Genomic DNA, 645 nt, shown 5'->3' with positions numbered 1-645 from the left:
CATGCGAAGTCGGATCGTGAGAAGGTTCCATCAGTCCGTTCGCCCTTGTCGAAGACCGGAATGAAGGGGAGGATTTGCCGCTTCAGTGCCAACCACACCAGAGTGTCGGAAGAACCGTAGGCGGTGTCTGCCGCAATCCAATCGGGCTTTAGGCCGAAGCGGTCTTCGGTCCGGTCGAGCATCTTGCGCATCGCACCAACCTCAGCAGTCTTATTGGACCGGCTGGCGTCCACATCCACGATGATGCCGTGGTCTGTGTCGATCAGATAATTGTCAGAATAAGCAAAAAACGCAGGGCCTTTCCGGGCTGCAGTCCATTGGCTGGCGGGATCGGCATGGGCTGTGAACTTGGGCCTGGCTGTGGTCGCCGCCCCGAAGGCCTCGTCGTCCAAAGTGTCGAGGTACTCGCGTACGGCACGCGGTGCATCAGCGGGATCAATCTCGCGAGCGGCCCAATCCTCCGGGTTGCTGGAGTTTTGTTTTTGGACATCGGCGCTGATCAAGCTGGCGTCGACTGCAAAACCCTGATCACCGACCAAACCTTCTTCCATACACCGCGCAACCGTCATCTCGAACACATGGCGTAGCAGGTCACTCTCACGGAAGCGACCATGGCGGTTCTTAGAAAACGTCGAATGATCAGGG

General features: G+C 57.8%; 1 protein-coding gene. It reads right to left on the bottom strand.

Features of this window, described 5'->3' with window-relative positions; translation table 11 throughout:
• Positions 1-645 (bottom strand): transposase (locus tag HRQ87_RS20005; RefSeq protein ID WP_174140213.1); only part of this gene is annotated, 645 nt, incomplete at both ends.

This window comes from Parasulfitobacter algicola (assembly GCF_013315265.1).
Classification (GTDB): domain Bacteria; phylum Pseudomonadota; class Alphaproteobacteria; order Rhodobacterales; family Rhodobacteraceae; genus Parasulfitobacter; species Parasulfitobacter algicola.
The sequence above is the reverse complement of the archived record's forward strand: the minus strand, read 5'-3'. Positions and strand labels throughout refer to the sequence as shown.